Raw genomic sequence first — 15685 nt, 5'->3', positions numbered from 1 at the left:
TTTTATTCGCCTGAAGCCGTCTGTGGACGGTTTTCAGGCGTACTTCACCCTAGGTGGGCGCACTCCACGCCGGTTTCGGCGTGAACACCAATAGGTTGAGCAAGCGCGTCAGGTTGTAGGCGGCGAAGCAAAACAAGGCTTGGCCAGCGACTTTGGCTAAGCCGATGTGACGGGTTTTGCGCAGGCCGCCGACCGTTTTGACCCAGCCAAAGGCTTCTTCGACGATTTTGCGGCGCTTGAGGCTTTGGGCGTAACCTTTGCCGCGCGCGGTGCGGCCATCGACGGCACTGCCGGTCTTTTTCCGGGCCACATGGGCTTTGATGTCTTGCGCCTTGAGTCCGTTGACGAAAGCCGGTTGGTCATAGCCTTTGTCGGCACCGACGCTACCGCCTTTGGGCACACGGCGTTTGATCATTGTTTGCGCGGCTTCGATTTCGGCGGTGCCGGTGGCTTGGGTGGTTTCGACATCGACAATCAGGCCGTTGCGATTCTCGGACAAGGCATGGGTGATGTAACGCAGTTTGGCCTCGGTGTATTCGCCTTTCTTGTAGAGCCGCGCTTCCGGGTCTGTCGTGCTTTGGTGGGTGGCGTTGCTGCGCTTTTCGCCGCTGAAGTCGACCTCGGGATTGCGGCCGGCGGGTTTGTCCGGGCCGCTGCCGTCTTTCTTAACGAAGCTTTTGTGCGAGGCCCAGGCTTCAATGAGGCTGCCGTCGACACTGAAGTGTTCGTCGGACACCAGGTTTTGCCATTCGGCTATGGCCAGTACCCGCTCAAAAAATTCGCGACTCAGCGCTTCGGACAGCAGCCGTTCGCGGTTGGCGCTGAACACGCTGCGTTCCCAGACAGCATCGTCGATGCCCAGACCGACAAACCAGCGAAACAGCAGGTTGTAGTCCAGCTGTTCCATCAACTGGCGTTCGCTACGAACGGTGTACAGCACTTGCAACAGCAAGGCGCGCAGCAGTTTTTCGGGCGCAATCGACGGGCGGCCAGTGTGCGAGTAACGCTCGGCAAAGACGGCATTCATAGAGGTCAATACGCCATCGACGAGTAGACGTAAACGACGCAACGGATGCTGTTTGGGAATACGTTCTTCCAGGCTAACGTAGCTGAACCAGCTACTTTGAATGGCATCGTGTCCGCGCATTGAAAGGCTCCAAATTTAGGTAGCCTATTTTAACAGTTGGCGGCTCATCTATGCCTTAGCCTACTTGGCTTTTCGAGTTTTTCACCAGCCTGTTAGGGGAGCAACGGGGACTATTAATTCAGATAGGCTAGTGGCATTTACGTTTTGAACAGCAACACCTACTGCCCTCGACTTCAATTGCTCCCAATAATCTTGGCTTCTTAAGAACAAAGAAAGATATTCTGGAAAAATAGCTTTATCAGGTTTGAATCGAATCAAATATGAAGCAAATACGGCATGAGCGGGCGGTTGCTTTACCAAACAATGAAAACCAACAGAACCGGCGCGTGAAATAACAATGTCGTTATCTTCTAATTGGTAACGTTCATCAGCAGGTTCAATAATACAAAACGGAACGTTATCCCAATTTATCCTTCCTGAAGTCAAATCTGTAGTTCGTAGATACTTAACCTTTCCTTCTAAAGTGCTTTTGGTAGTAAAACCATATTGAGGTTTTGAGCATAACTCTCCAAGAGTAGCCTCAAACCAACCTGTAGGATGCTGATTCATTTTGGGCACAATTCAAAAATTAGTTTGGATATTATGGCAACGCTACGCGAAGCCATTCTAAAGTCGGGTCTCGGCCCGACAGCCGAGATACTTTTCTTTGCTTGTCCAAAGAAAAGTATCCAAAAGAAAAGACACCCCACATACCGCCAGTTTCCTGCGCTTGTACGAAAACCATCCCTGGTTTTCGCCCTGCGGGCCAGCCTGTCGGCTGTTCAAATTTGCTCCCGGCAAATTTGTCGCGTTTGGCGAGGGTTTTCGGAAGGGGCTTCCTGCCCCTCCGAAAACGCGCGGCATCCCTGCCGCGCCCCTGCGGGCTGTTCTCGCCAAACACTGCGATGCTCGGGGCGGTATTAAGGGGATTCTCTCGTTCCCACGCGCTGCGTGGGAATGCCGATTTACCGCGCTGCGGTGTGTATCGGGCCGCAGCGCGGCCAAGTCCTGCGTTACCACGCGGCGCGTGGTAACGAGAAAAAAGCGCGTAGGTTGGGTTAGCTCGATAGAGCGTAACCCAACATAGGCAGCCAACATGTTGGGTTACGTCCCTCGCTACCGCTCCGGTCTAACCCAACCTACCAAACCGCCAAACAAAATTAATCAGCCACTTTGCTACATGGCGCGTCATCCCGTTTTCCGCCCCGAGCATCCCTGCCGCGCCCCATTCTCTCGTTCCCACGCGCTGCGTGGGAATGCCGATTTACCGCGCTGCGGTGTGTATCGGGCCGCAGCGCGGCCAAGTCCTGCGTTACCACGCGGCGCGTGGTAACGAGAAAAAAGCGCGTAGGTTGGGTTAGCTCGATAGAGCGTAACCCAACATAGGCAGCCAACATGTTGGGTTACGTCCCTCGCTACCGCTTCGGTCTAACCCAACCCACCAAACCGCCAAACAAAATTAATCAGCCACTTTGCTACAGGGCGCGTCATCCCGTTTTCCGCCCCGAGCATCGCAGCTTTTTTCAGAATTGGCCCGAAGGGGAGCGGCAAGGATGCCGCTCGTTTTCCGAGGGGCTGGGAAGCCCCTTCGGAAAACCCCTGAAAAAAGCGAGAAGCGCAGGATTAAGGCGGAATCCGGGTCGCTTTTTCTTTGGATACTTTCTTTTGGCGACGCAAAAGAAAGTATCTCGGCTGTCGGGCCGAGACCCGACTTAAAATAAACCCGTCGCGGTAGCGACACCTTATTAAAAAGGCTATGTCCGCGTTAGTAGTTGGCGTCGCCCCGGCATACCCAAAGGGCACAAGTGGATTGCCGGGGCCCAGAAGCCACGGATGGCAAAGTTTCAACACATCCTTGTACCCTGGATCCCGGCAATCCATGCCGGGATGACGGCTTCGATCTCATTCAACTGTTAATGCGAACATAGCCATTAAAAACGAGGCTAAACCTCTTCCTCCGCGCCCAATTCCACCAAAATCGCCTGCAAACCCTGCATCGCTCCGGCCATTTCTTCCAGCGCTTCGCTAATCAACACATCCGGTTCCGGCAGGCTGGCGCTGTCTTCGGCGCTGTCGTCGCGGATCCAGGCCAGGTCCAGCGAATCGTCTTTCTGGCGGATTTGTTCGCGGCTGAAGCTGCGCAGGCGGCAAGCCTCTGGATTCCCGCTTTCGCGGGAATGACGATCTACAAAGTCCTGCCGGGCGGCTTCGTCGACACGGGTCAGGTCGTGGCCGACGGCTTGGCAGAATTCCTGTAAATGCTGGGCGGTAAACGGCGTGCGTTTGCCGAATTGCGGCATGTTGGCGCGCAGGTCGTAGACCCAGACGTTTTGGGTGTTGCCCTTGTCTTTATTCGGGTCTTTGGGCTTGCTGAAAAACAGCACGTTGGTTTTGACGCCGGCGGCGTAAAAAATGCCGGTGGGCAGGCGCAGGATGGTGTGCAGGTTGCATTTTTCCATCAAGTCCTGGCGGATGGTTTTGCCGGTACCGGACTCGAACAAGACGTTGTCCGGCAATACCACGGCGGCGCGGCCGCCGGGCCCCAGCAATACGTGGTACATCAAATGCAGAAAGGCCAGTTGCTTGTTGCTGGTGTAGTGCACCAAGTCGTCGCGGGTCGGTATGCCGCCGCCCTGTTTGGTGCCGAACGGCGGATTGGCCAAAATCAGGCTGGCTGGTGGTAGCTGTTTGCCTTCGTTGCTGAGAGTGTCGCCGAACAGAATGCCGGCGTGCCGGTCGTCGATGGCCAGGTCGTGCAGCATCAAATTCATCAAGGCCAGCCGGCGGGTGTCCGGCACGAACTCCATGCCGTAAAAGGTCTTGTGCTGGTATTGGTCGTAGTCGAATTCGTTGAGGGCGTTAATGTCGTGGTGTTGCTTGATGTAATGGTGAGCGCTAATCAAGAAGCCGCCGGTGCCGGCGGTGGGATCGACGATGACGTCGTCCAGCGTCGGCTTCATCAGCTCGACCATGGTGTTAATCAATACCCGCGGCGTGAAGTATTGGCCGGCGCCGGATTTTTTCTCGGTGGCGTTGATTTCCAGCAAGCCTTCGTACATGTCGCCCAGGCCTTCGGTTTTGGCGCTGTACCAGTCCAGTTTGTCGATTTCGGTCACCAGTTTGTTGAGGGTGGCCGGTTTGCGGATCACGGTGTTGGCGTTGTTATAAATGGCCTGGGTGATGGTGGAACCGTGGCTGCCCAGATGCAGCAGCAGTTGTTTGTAGTGTTCCAGCCGGCTGGCGGCGTTGCAGGCTTCCAGATCGGCCCAACGGTAGCCTTGCGGAATATGTTCTTCCTGGCCGGTTTCCTCGACCATTTTCAGGAACACCAGAAAGGTCAATTCGGTGATGTATTCGTGGTAAGTGACGCCGTCGTCGCGCAGCAGGTTACACAGATTCCAGAGTTTGGCGACTAGGTCTTGGGTGCTCATAAAGTGGGGTAATTGGGATGAGGTTGAAGTGTGTTTTACCGGTTAACGGCAATCGAACAGTGCTACTATTTGGCGAACTCTATTTTACAAGCTAGGCAGTTGATTATGACGACGCTTTCCGACCGAATCACTATAAACGCTGATATTTGTCATGGTAAGCCCTGCGTTCGCGGCCTGCGTTATCCGGTGGAAACCGTGCTGGAGTGGCTCAGTGCCGGCATGACACACGAAGAAATCTTGGCTGATTATCCCGATTTAGAGCATGAGGACATTTTGGCGGTGTTGGCATTTGCTACCCGACTGGCGCAAGTAAAGCGGATTGACTCGTTGGCGGCATGAAATTTTTGGTTGATGCTCAACTGCCCAGACAGTTGGCAGTGGGTTTAAATTGGCGCGGCCACGACACCCTACATACCTTGGATTTGCCGCTTGGCAATCGGACCAGCGATACCGAAATTAATCGAATCTCCGTTGAAGAACAAAGGGTTGTGGTTTCTAAGGATGCCGACTTTGTGAATTCGTTTTTGCTATTCGGCAAACCTTTTAAGCTGCTGCTGATATCCGTCGGCAACATTTCCAACCGCGCATTACTTGAATTATTTGATAAAAACCTCCCAATGATGGTTGCCGCCCTGGAAAGCTATGACTTTATCGAACTTACCGCTTCGCAATTGATTCAGCACCGCTAGTTATCTTAACGTCATTGCCACAAAGCCTTATTAAACCGCTCCAACACCTCGGTAACCGGCTGCTCGAACAGTTTATCCGCGCGTTTGATGCCGCCCTGATGCTTGAAAATGCCTTGATTCAAAGCCGCTTCATCGACGATGGTGGTGGCTTTCATTTGCTGGGCGATGAGTTGCAGCCACTCGCGTTGCGGGGTTTTCCAGGGTTGGCTGCTCAGAACTTTCTCCAGCGCGAGATCAACGCGCTGTTCCCACGGAATCAAGGCTTCGCCGAGTGCGGCCTGGCGAATAAAGCCGATGATACGGGCGGCGATTTCTTCTTGTTTGACATCGCGCCAGGCGGCTTGCAAGTCTTGCTCGCGGAAATGATTGCGATCCAATTCCACGGCCAACTCTTTCAGGCTTTGCCGGCTCAGGCCCCACGGTTTGTGAATTACGGTTTGGATCGCGGCCAGGCGATTGCTGTTCGCGTTGACGAAGTCTTTAAAGGCATTCAGGTAGTCTTGGGGTTTTTGGCCTTCGCCGTAACCGGTGGTGATGTTGGTGACTTGGTCTTCGCCTTCGTGAATCACCACCGCTGGTGTGAAGCCGCCATTGCCGGTGGCTTTGGCGTCCAGCAACTCGCCGAGGCCAGGATGATTGGTAAACCATTGCGCCACTTGGTCCAGCGGCATGGTTTTCAGTTGTTTGGCAAATTCGGCGGGCGATTGGCCGACGATGGTTTCAAATTGGTCGGCTTGCTCGTCGGTCAGGAACTGTTTTTTAACCTGCAATTTGGCTATGAATTGCTTGCGGGCCAAGTCTTGCAAATCGGGCGCGCTGGTTTGGCGCATTTCCGCTGCCAGGTCGCTGAAACGGATGTCGACGTTGGTCACCACCGGTTTCATGGTGCTGACTGTTTCCAGTTGTTGGTAGATGTCCACCGCGTCGTAAATCCGAAACGGGCCTTTGCCGATTTCCGGGCACAAGCGGGTGGCGCGGCCCAGCATTTGCTCGAACAGAATCCGGCTGTTGACCCGGCGTAAAAACACCAGATTGCAGATTTTCGGCACATCGACGCCGGTGGTCAGCAAATCGACGGTGACGGCAATATTGGGCAGGCGGTCGTTTTTGTAGCTGCGGATTTTGTCCAGGGGCTTGTCGCTGGCGCCGGTGATTTTTTGCACGGCATCGTCTTCCACTTCGCCGTGGTAGTTTTCGATGGCGGTTTTAAAGGCTTCCACCACGTCGTCGGCGTGTTTGTCGGTGACGCAAAACACCAGGGTTTTGGCGGCTGAATAGGGGTTGATGGCATCGCTTTCGATCAGCCATTGCGTGACGACTTTGGTGAATTCCGGCGCAATGACTTTGCGGTTGAAGTCTGCGACCTCGAAGTTGAGTTCGTCCGGGGTGTTATAGGTTTCGACGCTGTTGTTTTCGGCGTCGTAGACTTTCACCTCTTCGTTCACGGCGTATTTGATGCCTTGTTCCGCAAGCTTGGTGTGAATGCGGATCGGCGGCAGGTGGTCGTTCAAATAGCCGTCCAGCACGGCTTCGGTGTAGCTGTAAGTGAATGCCGGCGGCCCGAAAATTTCGGTGGTATGCAGCGCCGGGGTGGCGGTCAGGCCGATTTTGAAGGCATCGAAATAGTCGATGGCGGCGCGGTATTTGGATTGGTAATCCTGCTGGTCGCGGAACGTTAATTCGGTATCGCCAAGGGTACGGTCCAGCAAATAGCCGCGGTGGCATTCGTCGACGATGATGCAGTCGTACTGGCCGACGCCGGGTTTGTTTTCGCTGTCGCCGGGGTACAGAATGCGTTGCACCAAGCCTTGCACGGTGGCGACATGCACTTTGGTGTCGTCGTTGGGGTTGGGTTTGACCGGCTTGTTTTGCTCCATGCCCATCACGTCGAAGGTGTCGGCAAAGGTGTTGAGATGTTCCAGACGGACTTCGCCGAAATCGCCGGTGGTTTGCACGCCCAGCGCGGCCCGGTCGACCAGGAACAGCACGCGGCGAAAGCGTTCGGATTTGAGCAAGCGATACACCATGGCAATGGCGGTTTTGGTTTTGCCGGTGCCGGTGGCCATGGCGATTAACGCTGTGTCTTTGCCTTGCTTGATACTGTTTTCGACCGCCTTGATGGCGTTGATTTGATAGTCACGCAACTTCAGATGGTAATCGAACGCCATCTCGTCCAACTCGGCTTCCGCCTGTTGCGGCGTTTGCCGCAGGTAGGTTTTGATTTCCTGCGGCGTGTACCACCCTTTGAGCACTTTGCGGCGGTTGCTGTTGTCGCGCACGTCCAGAAACCAGATGCCGCTTTCCTGTTCCAGTTGCTGCAAATAGGGGCGGCCATTGGTGGCGAAGGTCAGCGGTACTTTGAATTCGCCGTAATGGGTTTCGCTGCTGAACGCGCCTTGGGCTTGCAAGCCTTTGGCGTAGCGTTTGGCCTGGCCGATGTCGTCGTAGACATTTTTGGCGGATTTTTTGGCTTCGACCACCGCAACCGGGGTCAAGCCCATGAACAGCACATAGTCGGCGGGGCCGGAGTCGGTCGGCCATTCGGCAATGGCGCGGTTGGCGTTGGCCAATGGCCTTGCGCCCTTGGAAAATCGGAGATTGACGCTATCGGCTTCCCAACCGGCTTCGATCAATTGCTGGTCGATCAATACCCGGGTTTCCGCTTCGTTGAGTTGCAAGGTGGACTTTTCGACGCGGCGGATTTGCTCGGCTTGCTGCTGTTTCTCAAGCGTGGCAAAGGTTTCGAAGTATTTGAGGTTGGCTGCGTCCATTTTGGCGCGGTATTCAGCCAATTTTCTTTCGTGTTCGGTGGCGATTTGCTCCCAGAGCTTGCTTTCGGTCGCCATCTGTTCCGCACGTTGCTGTTCGGCGGCGGCTTTTTGCGCTTCGACCGCTTTTTGTTGCTCCGCCAAGGTTAAGCGGTCTGCGGTCGTCTTGGTTTGCTTTTGCAGCTCCAGCAAGGCTTGTTCGAGCCTGCGAACTTTTTCTGAAGGGTCTATCGGTTTTACGAATGGCTTTGGCTTGAAGCCTTGGGCTTTCTCGCCGCCGAATTGCTGATGAAACCAGGCACTGAGCGCATGGCCAATCTGCAAAGCCTTGAGCGCGTCGCGATGGGAGGACGAGGTGATGTCGTGGGTTGCAGAATTACCCAGCTTTCTCAGGGCATGGAAAGCGTCTTTGACTTGCTGGTCCAGCTTGAGGGTGTAATCCAGCTCTTTCAGCAGATCGACCTGTTTAATGCCGCTACCGGATTCCACTCCGACGCGGGAGGCGATGGTCTTCGCCAGTTCTTCGCCCAGTTGGCGCATTTTAATCAGCGTGGTGTTGGGGTCGGCGACAAAACAGGCTTCTGCTGTCTGCGCCAAGCGCACCAGTAGCTCATCATGGTGATTTAGGAAATCGAAATTGCTCAGTTCCATCCAGTGTTTTCCGTGAAGCCCGCTAAGTCGTCGAAAAAAGCCAAAAGCTGGCATGCCTATTTTAAGCAAGATTTTTCGATCGAAGGTTTATCGATAATATTCGATTACGAACCGGGTTTTCGAGCGTTCGCCGCGTGGCAACTGCGGGCTTGCGATACGGTCGCCGAGTTGCGGCCTACAGCGATGTGCACAAATAGGCGATCTTATTCACATTGTCTGTGGAAAAAACTGTTGGCAATCTATTGGAATTGCGACTAATTAATTGTTTATTAAAGTTAATTTGTAGCTGATCAATTTTTATACAAATTCCGCTTTTCCCGCGTTTAAGCCCGGTTTTAGCCGGTTTTTTACAAAATTCGGCTGGAGACCAAGCTGGAATCCCCATAGTGTCTCGAACTGTTCACAAAATCTGTGGAAAAGTCTGTTGGCAAACCGTTAAAAACCCGGCCAAGGGCCCGCGGCAACTAAACTGGCGTTAAATTGGCTAAAAAATATACAATCCAGCCGTCTCTTCAAACCGGAATTCGACCATGATTGATTGGAATAACACTTACGCGGCCATTTGGCGCCAACGCCAGGAATATTTGCGTCCGGTTCGGCACATTGATCCGATTCGGCTGGAGCAATTGCTTGGGATCGAGGCGCAAAAGCGGCAACTGGTCGACAATACGCTACGTTTTCTGGCCGGCTTGCCGGCAAACAACGTTTTGTTGTGGGGCGCGCGCGGTACCGGCAAGTCGTCGCTGGTAAAAGCCCTGTTGAACGAATACATGCACGAAGGTTTGCGCTTGATCGAAGTCGACAAACAGGATTTGTTGTACTTGCCGGAAATCGTCGACGAAATCCGCGAGCATCGGCAACGCTTCGTCATCTATTGCGACGATCTGTCGTTCGAGGCCGGCGACAGCCTGTACAAGCCGCTGAAAAGCGTGCTGGAAGGCTCGATCGAGCTGCCGCCGGACAACGTGTTGTTCTACGCGACTTCGAACCGGCGCCACTTGCTGCCGGAACAGATGCGGGACAATCTCGATACCTTGCTGGTCGACGGCGAGGTGCATTATTCCGACACGGTCGAAGAAAAAATCTCGCTGTCGGACCGTTTCGGCCTGCGCTTGGCGTTTTACCCGCAGCAGACCCAAACTTACCTGGACATCGTCGACAGCTATTTTCCGGATTACCGCGGCGACCGCGAACTGTTGCACAAGGCGGCTTTGGATTTCGCCCATTTGCGCGCCGCCAAGAACGGCCGCACCGCCAAGCAGTTTTTCAACAGCGTCAGCGACGGTCAGGCCGGGTTTTGATCGTCTTCCAGCCACAAGGGCAAGCGGTTGGGCGCGCCCAGCATGAACTTCAGGATTTCGGCGCGGGCGGCTTCGGCCGCAATCCCGCGGGCGGTCAAGTCCCGCAGCAACCGCTGGAATTCTTCGCGGCTGCGGTTGCCGGGTTCGGACATATCCCGGCGGCAAACGAATTCGTCCATCAAGGTCGAGCCGCAACGGCAATTGCGGAATACCTCGACCACGGCAAACCCGTCGTCGTCGACGAACGACTTTAACGACGAGCGTCCGCCAGGCATGTCGCCGGTTTCGCGGAAAAACTGCTCCGGCCCGGAATAGACGTAACCGCAATTCGGGCAGCGTTTCGGAAAGGCCGATTCCAGCAAGGCTTGCAAACCGGCGAAAGTATCGATTTTCATGGTTTTGGCGTCGTCTCCCTAACATTACTCGGCTCCGGCATTGTGCCATAGCATGTGCGCGAGTAATATCCGGCTTTCAATCGGTTTGCGGAACCTCGAACATGAGTATTTTGACCTGGAACGATCAGTTGCTCGTCGGCCTCGATAGTGTCGACGGCCAGCACCAGAAACTGGTGGAACTGATCAACAAGCTGGACGAACTGGTAGCGGTGGGCGGCGACAGCGAGAGTATGGTCGCGACGGTCGGCGAACTGGCCGATTACACCGCCTACCATTTTCGCCACGAAGAGGAATTGATGGCCGCCGCCGATTTCAACCCGGAGCTGTTTGCCAAACACAGCAAGGAACACCGCGAATTCGTCGACAAAATCCGCGGAGTGCAGAGCGAGGCCGAGCACGACCGTTCGGCGATTTCCCGCGACTTGCTGGACTTTTTGGTCGATTGGCTGTGCCACCATATTCTGAAGACCGACAAACTGATGGCGATCAGTTTGAACAAGGGCGTGGATGCCGCCGGGATCGAACTCGACCGGCGCGAACACCTGGACGTGCTGCACAGCAACCTGTATTCGGCGTTGCGGGAAAGCGAGGAGCGGTTCAAAGACCTGGCCGACAATCTGCCGGCGCTGATCTGGATCACCAACGCCAAGCATATGCCGATATTTTGCAACCGGTTCTGGTTCAAATCCTTCGGCTTGCAGCGTAACGAACTGGAAAAACAGCGTTGGATGGGGGTGATCCATCCGGAAGACCGGGCGCAGGTCATGGCCGCTTACGGCAAGGCCGCCGGCGAACAAACCAAGTTAAAGATCGAGTACCGCCTGCTCGGCGCGGAAAGCAAAATCACCTGGATCCTGGAAACCGCAGCGCCCCGCATTCGCCGCAACGGCGAGTTCGTCGGCTTGATGGGCTGCGGCATGGATATCACCTTGCGCAAAAAGGCCGAAGCCGCATTGTTCAAGCTGAACCAGAAACTGGAGGCGCAGGTCGCGGCGCGGACCCGGGAGCTGACTGCAACCAACCAAAACCTGGAACGGGAAAAAAACCAGCAAATCGAGCTTAACCGGCAGTTGCAGGAAGCGCAGACGCATTTGGTCCAGGCCGAAAAAATGGCGTCGATCGGCCAGTTGGCGGCCGGCGTTGCCCACGAAATCAACAATCCGCTCGGTTATATTTATTCCAACCTGAATACCTTGCAGGAGTACATCGGCGAATTGGCGTTTGCGGCCACTCTGGCCGAGCGCTTGGCCGAAAATTTACCCGCGGGCGATCCCGTCGCCGCCGAATTCTGCGCCTTTAAAAAGCGGGTCGATCTTGACTTCATCAAAGCGGACGCGGCCGACCTGGTCCTGGAATCGTTGGAGGGCGCCACCCGCGCCAAAAACATCGTCCAGGACCTGCGCGATTTCTCCCGCATCGACCGGCAGGAGCAAGCCGTGTTCGATCTGGAGGCCGGTTTGGACTCTACGCTGAACATCGTCAACAACGAGTTGAAATACAAGGCGGAAGTCGTCAAACAATACGGCGGCGTCAAGCCTTTCGCCTGCGTCGGCGCCCAGCTCAACCAGGTATTCATGAACTTGCTGGTCAACGCCGCCCAGGCCATCCCGGATTTCGGCAAAATTACCATACGCACCGGCTACCGCGGCGGCGACCGGGTTTTTGTCGAGATTGCCGACACCGGCAGCGGCATGAGCGACGAGGTCAAAGCCAAGATTTTCGATCCGTTTTTTACCACCAAGCCGGTCGGTAAGGGGACCGGCTTGGGTTTGTCGCTATCCTATAAAATTGTCAAAGACCACCAGGGCGACATTCAGGTCGATTCGGCTCCGGGCCAAGGCACGGTGTTCCGAATCCTGCTGCCGCTACCTTCCGCCAACCTCGCGCCCTAACTGCCATGAATGCGAATATCGAAGCCCCGACCGCGCAACTGCTGTTCGTCGACGACGAGCCGAACGTACTGAAAGCCTTGAAACGCCTGTTCCGCTCGGCGGAATACGCCGTGCACCTGGCCGAGAGCGGTGCTGCCGGCCTGGAGATCCTGCGAACCCAAGCGATCGATTTGATCATTTCCGACATGCGTATGCCGCAGATGGACGGTGCCGAGTTTTTGAGCCGGGCCGCGGAGAGCCATCCGGACACGGTGCGGATTCTGTTGACCGGTTACGCCGATATCGAATCGACCATCGCCGCAGTCAACAACGGCCGGATTTACAGCTATTGCAGCAAGCCCTGGGAAGACAACGAGCTGAAAATCCTGGTCAACAACGCGCTGGACCAAAAGCGCCTGCGCGAGGAACGCCAACGCCTGTACGACATCGTCCAGCGCCAGAACCTGGAATTGAAGGAACTCAATTCCAGCCTGGAGGAAAAAGTCGAAAAGCGTACCGAGCAATTGAAAAAGTCGCTGCAGGTGATCGAACAAGCCAACGAATCGTTGAAAAGGCAGTACAACGAGTCGGTCAAAGCCTTCGCCAGGATCATCGAAATGCGCCCCGGCATCAAGAGCGGCCTCGCCAAATACATCGCCGAACATGCCAAAGAAGTGGCACAGCGGCTGGGTTTGCCGCCGACGGAGGTCAGAAACGTGGTGTTTGCCGGCTTGCTGCTGCAAATCGGCAAAATGAGCCTGCCGGACAGTTTGCTGACGCTGCCGCATTTTTCGATGAACGGCCAGCAACGCAAACGTTTTTTGAATCATGCCCAGGAAGGCTACCAACTGTTGGCCGGCATCGAGCCGTTGCACCAAGCCGCCGAACTGGTGGCCCACCAATACGAATATTACGACGGCTCCGGCTACCCGGCCGGATTGGCGGGGGCGGCGATTCCGCTGGGCAGCCGGATTTTGACGGTGATTCGGGAATATATCACGATGCTAGACGGCAGTATCACCGGCAGCACGATGAGCACGGAACAGGTTAAAGCCCGGCTACTGTCGAAAAAAGGCACGCATTACGATCCGCAGGTGGTCGATACTTTTCTGGCCGTACTGGAGGAAACCCGGGCCAACGACGAGCGGCCGGTGATCGAAATATCCTGGACCCAACTGCAAGCCGGCATGGAAGCGGCGGAAGTGCTATGCAACGACGTGCTTTATCTGAAAGATCAAATTCTGACCGACAAACACGTCGAAGACATCCTCGGCTTGCGCAAGCACGGCAAGAGTCTGGTGTTGCGGGTCAGGCTGGGGCAAGGGCACTAAGAACGGTCCCGCCGGCATTACTCCAGATCGGCGTCGTCCAGAATAATCGAACCGTCCGCGGCCCAATTGACCTTGGTAATCCCCGGCTCCTCGGCTTCCAGCGCGCGAATCAGCGCATCCTTTTCCGCCAGCAATTTTTGCTGGGCCCGCACTTGGTCTGCCAGCGCCCGGTTTTCCAGCAGCATGCGTTTATGCGCCAGCCCGCTTTCCACGACGTGGACGATTTCCAGATTGCTCCACGGCTTGTTGATGAAACGGAAAACCTCGGCCTCGTTGATGGCATGCTGCGCGCCTTCCAGATCGGCAAAGCCGGTCAATACCACCCGAATCGCATCCGGTTGCAGCCGTTTGAACAGAATCAGGAAGTCGATGCCATTGATGCCCGGCATCCGGTAGTCGGAAATCACCAGATCGAACGCCTGCTGCTCTGCAATCAGCAACGCTTCCTCGGCGCTTTCCACGGTTACCGTGGCGTAGGCCTTCAATAAACGGCTGAGGGCTTTCAGTACGTTGGGTTCGTCGTCGACGATCAAAATTTTAGCGGGACTTGCATTCATAGCGGGCGGCCGTCGGAAATCTGTCGGAATACGAATAGTCTGGCACGTAACGCGCGGCGTGCAAGTTTCCCGGCTCGAACCGGGCTTATCCGGCTCAGGCCGGTTGCGGCCGAGCGATCGGTAGGCAGACCCGAAACCGGCTGCCCCGGCCCGGCTCGCTGTCCACTTCGATCCGGCCGCCGTGCTTGGCGACGATATTGCGCGAAATCGACAAGCCCAGGCCGGTGCCCTTGCCGACCGGTTTGGTGGTGAAGAACGGTTCGAACAAGCGGCTGATGTGCTCGGGGGCAATACCTCTGCCGTTGTCGCCGATCTCGACCCAAACCTCGTTTGCCTGGCAACCGGTGCGTACGGTGACCACGCCCTGGGTTTCGATAGCTTGGCCGGCGTTGACCAGCAGATTCATGAAGACCTGGTTCAATTGCGACGGTAGGCAATAAATCTGCGGAATCTCGGTGTATTCCTTGACGATTTTGCAGTGGTATTTCAATTCGTTGCAAATGATATTCAGCGTCGAATCCAGGCCTTTGTGCAAATCGCTGAGTTCCCAGGTGTCGCTGTCGGAATGGGCGAAATCCTTCAAATCCTGGACGATGCCGCGTACCCGCGCCAAACCTTCCCGCGATTCGGCCAGCAAATCCGGAATGTCCTCGCGCAAATAAGCCAACTGTTTTTTCGCCAGTAGCGCCTGCAACTCGCTCCGCGCCGGCTCGGCGATCTGGTTGGCCGCCAGCGCGGCGGCATAGGCATCCATCACGCAGAACAGGTCTGCCAGATAGCCGGACAAGGTATTCAGATTGGAGTTGACGAAACCGACCGGATTGTTGATCTCGTGGGCAATGCCGGCCGCCAACTGGCCGATCGCGGCGAGCTTTTCCGACTGCAACAACTGCATCTGCACCAACTGGTTTTCCTTTTGCCGGCGTTCGACTTCCGCTTCCAAAACTGCATTCTGGTTGCGCAACCAGTCGCGGGCCTTTTTCAATTCGAGTTGGGTTCCGATGCGGGCCAAAAGAATCGACAAATGGCAGGGCTTGTAGATGTAATCGACCGCACCCAAGGCCAAGCCGCGCTCTTCCTCCAGATCCGACGTCAGCGCGGTGATGAAGATCACCGGGATGTCGCGGGTGTCGGCTTGGGCCTTCAATTCGGCCAGTACCTGGTAACCGTCCATGCCCGGCATCATCACGTCCAGCAGAATCAAATCCGGTTTGGCCTTGCTGTTGGCCAGTTTCAACGCGCTCTGGCCGCCGGTTGCCACCAATACCTGGTAGTAACGCGTCAGAAATTCGCCGAAGACCGATAAATTGATCGGTTCGTCGTCCACCAGCAAAATGGTGGGGCGTTGGTTTTGGTCGGGTGTGGCTGAATCCATCGGCTTCCGCTTGAATTGGCGCGTCCGGCAACGCCGCCGTTCCAGAACGGATCGGGCGCGCTTGCGCTGCCTTGCTAAAATAGGTCATTGCCCGGATAGTTTAGGCTGCGCGCGGGGTTACGCCAACCGCGCTCGCGCCGAACGGGTCCGGAGCCGGACATTAAGGCTAAGTTTGTGTTTTTAAAATGGC

General features: G+C 55.6%; 12 protein-coding genes. 5 read left to right on the top strand and 7 right to left on the bottom strand.

Going from position 1 to position 15685, the window contains the following annotated elements; genetic code table 11:
- Window positions 1-49: 49 nt before the first annotated feature.
- The 3 genes from VXJ35_RS19385 to VXJ35_RS19375 form a co-directional block, all read right to left on the bottom strand.
- Entirely contained in the window at window positions 50-1147 is a 1098-nt protein-coding gene (locus tag VXJ35_RS19385) for an IS5 family transposase (protein WP_064019980.1), read from the bottom strand.
- A gap of 81 nt (window positions 1148-1228) precedes the next feature.
- A complete protein-coding gene (locus tag VXJ35_RS19380) occupies window positions 1229-1696 on the bottom strand; it encodes a restriction endonuclease subunit S (RefSeq protein ID WP_082881004.1) in 468 nt (155 codons plus the stop codon).
- Between the two features lie 1373 nt (window positions 1697-3069).
- Window positions 3070-4557, bottom strand: coding sequence for an N-6 DNA methylase (locus VXJ35_RS19375; RefSeq protein ID WP_064022821.1), 1488 nt, complete (start codon window positions 4555-4557; stop codon window positions 3070-3072).
- A 105-nt stretch (window positions 4558-4662) separates the two neighbouring features.
- Between VXJ35_RS19375 and VXJ35_RS19370 the strand changes: the two genes are divergently transcribed.
- Window positions 4663-4896 carry a DUF433 domain-containing protein gene (locus VXJ35_RS19370; protein WP_064023605.1) on the top strand — a complete coding sequence of 78 codons (234 nt, stop codon included), beginning with the start codon at window positions 4663-4665 and terminating at the stop codon, window positions 4894-4896.
- Window positions 4893-5246: a DUF5615 family PIN-like protein gene (locus tag VXJ35_RS19365; protein WP_064022820.1), complete on the top strand. Its 354-nt coding sequence runs from the start codon at window positions 4893-4895 to the stop codon at window positions 5244-5246. Before VXJ35_RS19370 ends, VXJ35_RS19365 begins: the two co-directional genes overlap by 4 nt.
- 11 nt (window positions 5247-5257) lie before the next feature.
- On the opposite strand, the gene hsdR is transcribed toward VXJ35_RS19365, so the two are convergent.
- Complete coding sequence (gene hsdR, locus VXJ35_RS19360) at window positions 5258-8665, bottom strand: type I restriction-modification system endonuclease (RefSeq protein ID WP_064022819.1); 3408 nt, start codon at window positions 8663-8665, stop codon at window positions 5258-5260.
- Between the two features lie 530 nt (window positions 8666-9195).
- On the opposite strand from hsdR, the gene VXJ35_RS19355 reads away from it, so the two are divergent.
- Window positions 9196-9966, top strand: a complete 771-nt coding sequence (locus VXJ35_RS19355; RefSeq protein WP_064022817.1) for an ATP-binding protein — start codon at window positions 9196-9198, stop codon at window positions 9964-9966.
- Here VXJ35_RS19355 and VXJ35_RS19350 read toward each other — a convergent pair.
- Window positions 9951-10361 carry a hypothetical protein gene (locus VXJ35_RS19350; RefSeq protein WP_064022816.1) on the bottom strand — a complete coding sequence of 137 codons (411 nt, stop codon included), beginning with the start codon at window positions 10359-10361 and terminating at the stop codon, window positions 9951-9953. The genes VXJ35_RS19355 and VXJ35_RS19350 overlap by 16 nt on opposite strands.
- A 101-nt stretch (window positions 10362-10462) precedes the next feature.
- Between VXJ35_RS19350 and VXJ35_RS19345 the strand changes: the two genes are divergently transcribed.
- Window positions 10463-12253 (top strand): bacteriohemerythrin, encoded by a 1791-nt coding sequence (locus VXJ35_RS19345; protein ID WP_082881003.1) that lies wholly within the window; start codon window positions 10463-10465, stop codon window positions 12251-12253.
- A 5-nt stretch (window positions 12254-12258) separates the two neighbouring features.
- Window positions 12259-13563 carry an HD domain-containing phosphohydrolase gene (locus VXJ35_RS19340; protein ID WP_064022815.1) on the top strand — a complete coding sequence of 435 codons (1305 nt, stop codon included), beginning with the start codon at window positions 12259-12261 and terminating at the stop codon, window positions 13561-13563.
- A gap of 17 nt (window positions 13564-13580) precedes the next feature.
- Here VXJ35_RS19340 and VXJ35_RS19335 read toward each other — a convergent pair whose 3' ends face one another.
- Both VXJ35_RS19335 and VXJ35_RS19330 read right to left on the bottom strand, forming a co-directional pair.
- A complete protein-coding gene (locus VXJ35_RS19335) occupies window positions 13581-14120 on the bottom strand; it encodes a response regulator (protein WP_064022814.1) in 540 nt (179 codons plus the stop codon).
- Between the two features lie 94 nt (window positions 14121-14214).
- On the bottom strand, window positions 14215-15495 hold the full coding sequence (locus VXJ35_RS19330; protein WP_064022813.1) for an ATP-binding protein: 1281 nt from the start codon (window positions 15493-15495) through the stop codon (window positions 14215-14217).
- Between the last annotated feature and the right edge of the window lie 190 nt (window positions 15496-15685).

It is taken from the genome of Methylomonas sp. DH-1 (genome assembly GCF_046097555.1).
Taxonomy (GTDB): domain Bacteria; phylum Pseudomonadota; class Gammaproteobacteria; order Methylococcales; family Methylomonadaceae; genus Methylomonas; species Methylomonas koyamae.
The sequence above is the reverse complement of the archived record's forward strand: the minus strand, read 5'-3'. Positions and strand labels throughout refer to the sequence as shown.

Coding starts and splice junctions, on each gene's coding strand:
- VXJ35_RS19330 (WP_064022813.1), bottom strand. CDS start 15,495: ATGGATTCAGCCACACCCGACCAAAACCAACGCCCCACCATTTTGCTG.
- VXJ35_RS19355 (WP_064022817.1), top strand. CDS start 9,196: ATGATTGATTGGAATAACACTTACGCGGCCATTTGGCGCCAACGCCAG.
- VXJ35_RS19335 (WP_064022814.1), bottom strand. CDS start 14,120: ATGAATGCAAGTCCCGCTAAAATTTTGATCGTCGACGACGAACCCAAC.
- VXJ35_RS19350 (WP_064022816.1), bottom strand. CDS start 10,361: ATGAAAATCGATACTTTCGCCGGTTTGCAAGCCTTGCTGGAATCGGCC.
- VXJ35_RS19365 (WP_064022820.1), top strand. CDS start 4,893: ATGAAATTTTTGGTTGATGCTCAACTGCCCAGACAGTTGGCAGTGGGT.
- hsdR (WP_064022819.1), bottom strand. CDS start 8,665: ATGGAACTGAGCAATTTCGATTTCCTAAATCACCATGATGAGCTACTG.
- VXJ35_RS19385 (WP_064019980.1), bottom strand. CDS start 1,147: ATGCGCGGACACGATGCCATTCAAAGTAGCTGGTTCAGCTACGTTAGC.
- VXJ35_RS19380 (WP_082881004.1), bottom strand. CDS start 1,696: ATGAATCAGCATCCTACAGGTTGGTTTGAGGCTACTCTTGGAGAGTTA.
- VXJ35_RS19375 (WP_064022821.1), bottom strand. CDS start 4,557: ATGAGCACCCAAGACCTAGTCGCCAAACTCTGGAATCTGTGTAACCTG.
- VXJ35_RS19370 (WP_064023605.1), top strand. CDS start 4,663: ATGACGACGCTTTCCGACCGAATCACTATAAACGCTGATATTTGTCAT.
- VXJ35_RS19345 (WP_082881003.1), top strand. CDS start 10,463: ATGAGTATTTTGACCTGGAACGATCAGTTGCTCGTCGGCCTCGATAGT.
- VXJ35_RS19340 (WP_064022815.1), top strand. CDS start 12,259: ATGAATGCGAATATCGAAGCCCCGACCGCGCAACTGCTGTTCGTCGAC.